9 protein-coding genes are annotated in these 6,262 nt (G+C 40.7%); 7 read left to right on the plus strand and 2 right to left on the minus strand.

All coding sequences use genetic code 11. The features are described from left to right. From V6C93_RS05135 to V6C93_RS05165, 7 genes are all read left to right on the plus strand, one after another. A partial coding sequence (locus V6C93_RS05135; RefSeq protein ID WP_333475578.1) for an AraC family transcriptional regulator occupies positions 1-585 on the plus strand: 585 nt, incomplete at its 5' end. Between the two features lie 170 nt (positions 586-755). Then, positions 756-1,496: a DUF6073 family protein gene (locus V6C93_RS05140; protein WP_333475579.1), complete on the plus strand. Its 741-nt coding sequence runs from the start codon at positions 756-758 to the stop codon at positions 1,494-1,496. 235 nt (positions 1,497-1,731) lie between these two features. After that, positions 1,732-2,490, plus strand: a complete 759-nt coding sequence (locus V6C93_RS05145; protein ID WP_333475580.1) for an outer membrane lipoprotein-sorting protein — start codon at positions 1,732-1,734, stop codon at positions 2,488-2,490. After that, on the plus strand, positions 2,487-2,888 hold the full coding sequence (locus V6C93_RS05150; RefSeq protein WP_333475581.1) for an SRPBCC domain-containing protein: 402 nt from the start codon (positions 2,487-2,489) through the stop codon (positions 2,886-2,888). The genes V6C93_RS05145 and V6C93_RS05150 overlap by 4 nt, the downstream gene beginning before the upstream one ends. 24 nt (positions 2,889-2,912) lie before the next feature. Then, positions 2,913-4,178, plus strand: coding sequence for an ABC1 kinase family protein (locus tag V6C93_RS05155; RefSeq protein WP_333475582.1), 1,266 nt, complete (start codon positions 2,913-2,915; stop codon positions 4,176-4,178). A gap of 76 nt (positions 4,179-4,254) precedes the next feature. Further along, on the plus strand, positions 4,255-4,680 hold the full coding sequence (locus V6C93_RS05160; protein WP_333475583.1) for an acyl-CoA thioesterase: 426 nt from the start codon (positions 4,255-4,257) through the stop codon (positions 4,678-4,680). A gap of 32 nt (positions 4,681-4,712) precedes the next feature. Then, complete coding sequence (locus V6C93_RS05165) at positions 4,713-5,282, plus strand: hypothetical protein (protein ID WP_333475584.1); 570 nt, start codon at positions 4,713-4,715, stop codon at positions 5,280-5,282. A gap of 350 nt (positions 5,283-5,632) precedes the next feature. Here the strand turns inward: V6C93_RS05165 and V6C93_RS05170 are convergent, their stop codons facing one another. Further along, the gene (locus tag V6C93_RS05170) at positions 5,633-5,767 is read right to left on the minus strand and encodes a hypothetical protein (RefSeq protein WP_333475585.1); all 135 of its coding nucleotides are present in this window, start codon (positions 5,765-5,767) and stop codon (positions 5,633-5,635) included. Between the two features lie 132 nt (positions 5,768-5,899). Further along, a partial coding sequence (locus V6C93_RS05175) for a transposase (protein ID WP_333475586.1) occupies positions 5,900-6,262 on the minus strand: 363 nt, incomplete at its 5' end.

Raw genomic sequence — 6,262 nt, forward strand, 5'->3', positions numbered from 1 at the left:
AGTATCAGTGATGTGTGTTATGCAGTCGGTTACAACAGTTTAGGCACGTTCACTACCCGCTTTACACAGTTGGTTGGTTTATCCCCTCGTCATTTCCGTCACTTTGCTACACAGTTTACTCCCTCCTATTTTGATAATTTATACTCTCACGTTAAAGACCTTTCTTGCACCATTCCAGCCGATGATGGTTTTACTGGCTGCGTCAAAGTTTCAAAGTTTTTTTCAGGTGTGATCTTTGTGGGGCTTTTTTCAAAACCAATTCCCCAGAATCAACCGACAAGTTGCACACTTTTAACTACGCCTGGGACTTATTGGATGACTCCTGTTCCTGATGGTTGCTACTATATATTTGCTGCTGCTTTAAATCTGTCTGAAGATCCTTTATCATACCTACTAACTGATACCGCACTACAGGGTACAACTGGCCCGTTAATAGTTCGCGATGGCAAAGCTGATGGATATACAGAGGTAACGCTACGTCCAAAACAGTTAACTGATCCCCCTCTACTGATTGCTCTACCCTTTCTGCTTACAAAGTTTCTAGCTACCCACAGATTCTCTACCCGTGACATCCTCCTGCGCTAAATCGGAGATTATAGCGCAGGCTTGTTAAACTAAGCCGCTCCATAAAAAACTTAATCTATACCGAACCAACTGAGCAAGATGAAAGAAGAAGTGAAATTAAATTCTCAGTAATCTTAATTGAACAAGGCAATCCAGTCTTACCAGTAAACTTGATGTGAAGTGAGCAAATTATGAATGGTGAAGAATTTGGTCGAGGACTCAGAGAAATTCTCATTGGAGTATTAGGTGTGGAACGTGGAACTCCTGTCTCCTCAGAAGGAGGGGTGAAACCATTGCCTGAGCGTCCTCAAGGGCAACTTCCTACAGGACAACCAGAGCAACTTCCTGTAGGGCGACCGGGATCAAGAGTAGTGACTAACCCAGAGGTGAAGCCAAGAACTCTTCCAGAGGCAGGAACAGACACGGTTGATATTACGATTGAGGAAACCTATGAAGTGGAGGGGATAGGAAGAGATACAGTAATACTTAAAGGAATATTAACAACAGAACGCGCCACTCCTTTGCTTTCATTCGGAACGACAGAACAAAGTTGGGATAACTCAGCTGTAGTCGCCAAGTTTACCTCCTTGGCTCTAAAAGGGGAAAGTGATGTATTCGGTCCCATACAAGTAAAGCTCGATCAATCCACATCTGGATTTGGCATGGTTCAAGGAGGTAACTGTCGTGCTGTAATGCCGATTGAAGTATCTATGCCAGCTCATAATATTACGCTTAGATCTGCAACTCCTGTACAACTCCAATCAAAGGTATCTCATGTCCCCCCAATTGGAGACGAAAATACAGAAAGTGTATCTCCGGTTGTGCTGGTGGATACTAGTACTGGGAAATCTAGAGGGCAGATTCTTAAAGCTCGAGTGGCTTGGCGTGAGTTGGCAGCCCAAAGTTTTGATGCAATAGGGGTTGCAGAGTGAGAGTAGTACCAATTCTTCCTGAAGTTACACCGAACCTCTTTGCTTAGATAAAGTAAAGTGTTGGTAAGCATTTATTGCAATGTAATGATTCAAGTTCAGGAGGAATTGGTACAGTCTTTATTTTAGCCTCAACTTAAAAAACTGGCTAATCTGGAAATACAGCACTAATTTTATATTCTAGAAACGTTTTTAATAGGTTTTAAATTCTATTTTGTTCTACTCTACTTGGTTCTATATGAAAAGTCTTTTGAAAAGATTAATACATAATCATCGAGAACGAGAACTTGGCAATACAGGAGTTCGCGATATTAGAATAGAAGTAGAGCGAGATGGAAAACGTCTTCTTTATTACTTAATATCTCATGCATGGCAAATTGATGGTGAGACTTGTCAATCGCTATTTCTCCTTCAGGAGCCTCATCCATTTGATGGGACAGCAATATTGATGACAGAGATGAAACAATCTGATATTCCAAAGATAAATCTTCACTTACGTACCTCAAAAAACTGGTTGCAGCTAGATTTTGAACGTGCTTACGAGCGAATACTAGGTACTGATTTCTCTTATAATGACGTTCGCTTTTGGCTACCCCTAGAAAAAGCAAAAGATTTAGATACAACCTCTCTAGAATTTAATTCTTCCATATACGTAAACTATCCAGCTACTCAAGCTGCTCGTGAGAATCTGAGTAAACCCTACTGCTATAGAGTAACCTTTGATCAACAAAGTTGGATTCCCGTAAGTATAACGTATTACAACAATGCTTCCTCGCCCATTAGAATCTTTAAAGCAGAATCTCTTCAAGTTATAGATGGTATTTGGACACCCACACTAATGTCCGCTTCTATAATAGGCGCAAGCTCATTTAGTAAGATGAATCTTCTTGATTTGAAGGTTGGGGTCAAATTAGATGCGAAAATTTTTGATCCTCAATCTGTTCAGATGTTAATTAAAGATTTTGGTAGTACATGGCTTTGGGAGATGCTCTCATGATGACTGTAACTATTAGTGAAGAAGTAATCCTACCACTTCATACTGATACGGTATATCAAGTTTTGGTGGATGCTGAAGCACACTCAAAGCTATGTGGCTCAAATGTTAATATTGCTGCTCAACCGAATGCTGATTTCATAGTTGGTGGAGATGAGCCAAGCATCTACGGACGTATTTTAGAACTTATTCCTGGTAAAAAGATCGTTTTGCATTGGCGACTTGTATCACCTGAATGGCCACAAAATCACTTTTCCACTGTTTCCATAGAGTTGGAAGCAAAAGATGATGGAACAACTCTATTTTTAACTCATAAAGATATTCCATTGGCTCTTAAAGATGCCATTCAATCAGGCTGGAATGAATACTATTGGACACCATTGAGAGGGTTAAAATCATAAAAATCCATAAAATTACTTGAATTGATGTTATTTCGGATTGTTCAGATCGTAACTGCTTCTACTTGGGAAACTTTTAAGTTTCTCTTCAAATCCTCTTGGCATCCAGAAAAAATAGCAACAAGTAACGTCCAACAAAACATCGCTCATATATTTGTAAGGATTTGCGAAAAACTGGGAGGAGCTTTCCCAAAATTTGGACAGATTCTGAGTACGCGTGCCGATATTCTCCCCCTAGAGGTCTTGAACATCTTATGCGTATTACAAGATAAAGTTTCTCAATTACCAAAAACTACCATTACCCGTGAAATAGAGGCGTGGAGGCATCATCATGCAATTGATAATCTTCTTATTGAATGGGATTCTCTGCCATTAGCTGCAGGTACGATTGCTCAAGTCCATAAAGCAATTCTTTGGAATGGAACAGAGGTAGCACTAAAAATAAGGCGACCTAGTGTTCACAATGTTCTTGCTAAAGATACACAAATTTTGATAGTAATCGGGCGGTTATTCACTAATCTTTCTCTCTTTCACAACATCCCTATCAAAGAAGTGCTTGACCAGATATGTCATGCTCTTGTTTTACAATCAGACTTCCAACAGGAGGCTAACAACCATAAGTACCTCTCGAAAGCTTTCTCTGATAGTCTTAACGTAGACATTCCCAAATTATTTGAGGAGCTATGTACTGAGACTGTTCTTTGCCTTGAATTTATTCCTGATGCAGTACGAATTTCCGATCGCTCCCTTGATAGACCGACAGCTAGAAAAGCTTTATTAAATGGGTTACACGCCCTATATCGAATGATTTTTATTGAAGGGCTTATTCACTGTGACTTACATCCAGGTAACTTGCTTGCTAAACATGATGGATCTATTGTCATTTTGGACACTGGTTTTGTTACTAAAATCAGTGATGAAATACGCATTAATTTTGCTAATTTTTTCTTGAGCATTATTATGAAAGATGGACTCGAAACAGCGCGAATACTACGTGAAACAGCGTTTTATATATCTCATGAGTTTGAAAAAACTAACTTTGATAAGGCAGTTTGTGATCTTGTAAATCAATGGGGAGGAGTTTCTGCAGAAGAGTTCAACGTTATTAGATTTGTAGAGAGTTTATTTTTAGTTCAGCGCAATTTTGGAGTTTGTAGTTCGCCACACTTTACACTTATAATTATTGCCCTATTAGTTTACGAAGGAGTAGTTAAACAAATATCTCCAGATCTTGAATTTCAGAGTGAAGCTTTGCCATTTGTCATGGCAGCTATTGCTGGTATGCCTTCATAGAAAACATATTCTTAGAAAAACTAATTTCGCTCATTCTCGCTCATTCTCATTTAATGGTTTTTTATTAAATAAATTTATGCGTTTTTACGAGTACCAACACACAGTAGGATTTGAGGAAACTAACCTAGTTGGCAACATTTACTACGTAAATTATGTAAGCTGGCAGGGACGCTGTAGGGAGATGTTCTTGCGCGATCGCGCACCCGAAGTTTTAGAAGAACTATCAAAAGGTCTTGCTCTTGCCACAGTTCGGGTGTCATGCGAATACTTCGCAGAGCTTTTCGCCTTTGATGAAGTTATCATTCGCATGAGCCTAGGGGCGCTAAAGCAAAACCGAATAATAATGATCTTTGAATACTGGTGTCTTGTTCGTAACTCCAAAGAACCGATCGCCCGAGGTGAACAGGAAGTAGCTTGTATGCGCCGAGAAGGAGACAAACTCGTTCCAACTCCTATTCCAAAATCATTACGAGATGCCTTACAACCTTATGCTTTGGCATAAGTGCCAAATAATTAACAAACAGGAGTATAACTATGAGTCAGATCAAGACTGCCATCAATAACACCGGGTTAATCCAACTTTCAAAACTAATCGCTCAGTCTGTGTTCTATAAGCTCAATGGACGATGGCATAAACCAGCTATGCAAGTGTTTATGGTCATCATCATCACTCACTTACTAGAACACGTCTTTCAGGCATATCAGGTTTATGCTCTGGGTTGGCCTCGTAAAGATGCATTGGGTGCCTTAGGATTAATGTACCCCTGGTTAGTCCGCTCAGAATGGTTGCACTACGGACATGCACTCTTCATGCTACTAGGTATAGCTGCTTTGCGCCCTGCTATTGTCGGACGTGCTCGTACCTGGTGGGACATTACATTTGCGATCGCGTTCTATCACCACTTTGAGCATGCCCTACTGCTGGGACAAGCGTTAACTCATGTAAATCTGTTTAACTCTCCCGTTCCTACCAGCATTGGTCAATTGTGGGTTCCTCGTCTCGAACTCCATCTTTTCTACAATGCGATCGTACTAATACCGATGTTAATCGCCTTACATTTCCACCGCTTTCCACCTTCAACAGAATTACCCGATCTGAACTGATCCAAATGGGTTCATGCTGAGTCTTTCTAAAAAGTATTTGAATTCAGTACTGAAAAGAAAAGGCGATCAAGACATTTATCCCGATCGCCGCACGCATTGGATATTGCTTTGTTACACAAATGATGGGAAAGTGCATTTTCCTCATCTCCAAGATTAGAGACAATTCACCTTTGAACTCAATAAATTAACTCCTGAACTGATTTGTTCTGTGATATGATGTCCGGCAAATCACCCATAATATAAATCGGGGTGCAATATTGATGCCAGGGCAAGGCCAAAACGAGTAACCATTGAACCACATCTCAGCTTGGAATTGGTAATCGCGTTGGCTTAATGTCCAGTTGATATTGCTAAAAGTAGGTGTCGCTAAGCTGTTGGCGAGCGCCTTGGGCTGGGAAAGCGATCACTAAAAACTGGGCGTTCACACACAAACTCTCAGCGCTTGCCCTGGCGGAGAAAGCGCTGGTCAACAAACTTTGAGTCATTGCTGTTGGCTCTCCAGACAGGATCTACTTATTTATTGAGCGCATCTTTACAGAAAATTGGTATGACTGCAACGGGTAGGCGATCGCTGCGCTTACACTCAGATGATATAATTTCTGGAGAATTAACTATAATTAAGCCGCCAGTTCAGACCACCAATAGAAATTGGTTAAACCACGCACAAAATCAGGCTGGTCGATGATTTGGCAACAACGTTTAATTAACGCCTCCTCAACCCGAGCAAGACTGTCAAAATTTCGATTGGCAATTGGTTCATTGGTTAGGGTCCATAGACGCTCTGCGGGCTGTAATTCTGGGGAATGAGAAGGTAAAAATTCCAAGTGTATGCCTTCGGGAATTTCTACTTGGTCGCTGGTATGCCAGCCAGCTTGGTCAATAACCAACAGCACCTGCTTCCTCAGGCCAATGCCAAAGTGTTGCGCGAAATCTGCTAGCACTCTGTTAAATAATTGACTGTTGACGTAGGGTAATATCCA

The organism is Allocoleopsis sp., assembly GCF_036703385.1.
GTDB lineage: Bacteria > Cyanobacteriota > Cyanobacteriia > Cyanobacteriales > Coleofasciculaceae > Allocoleopsis.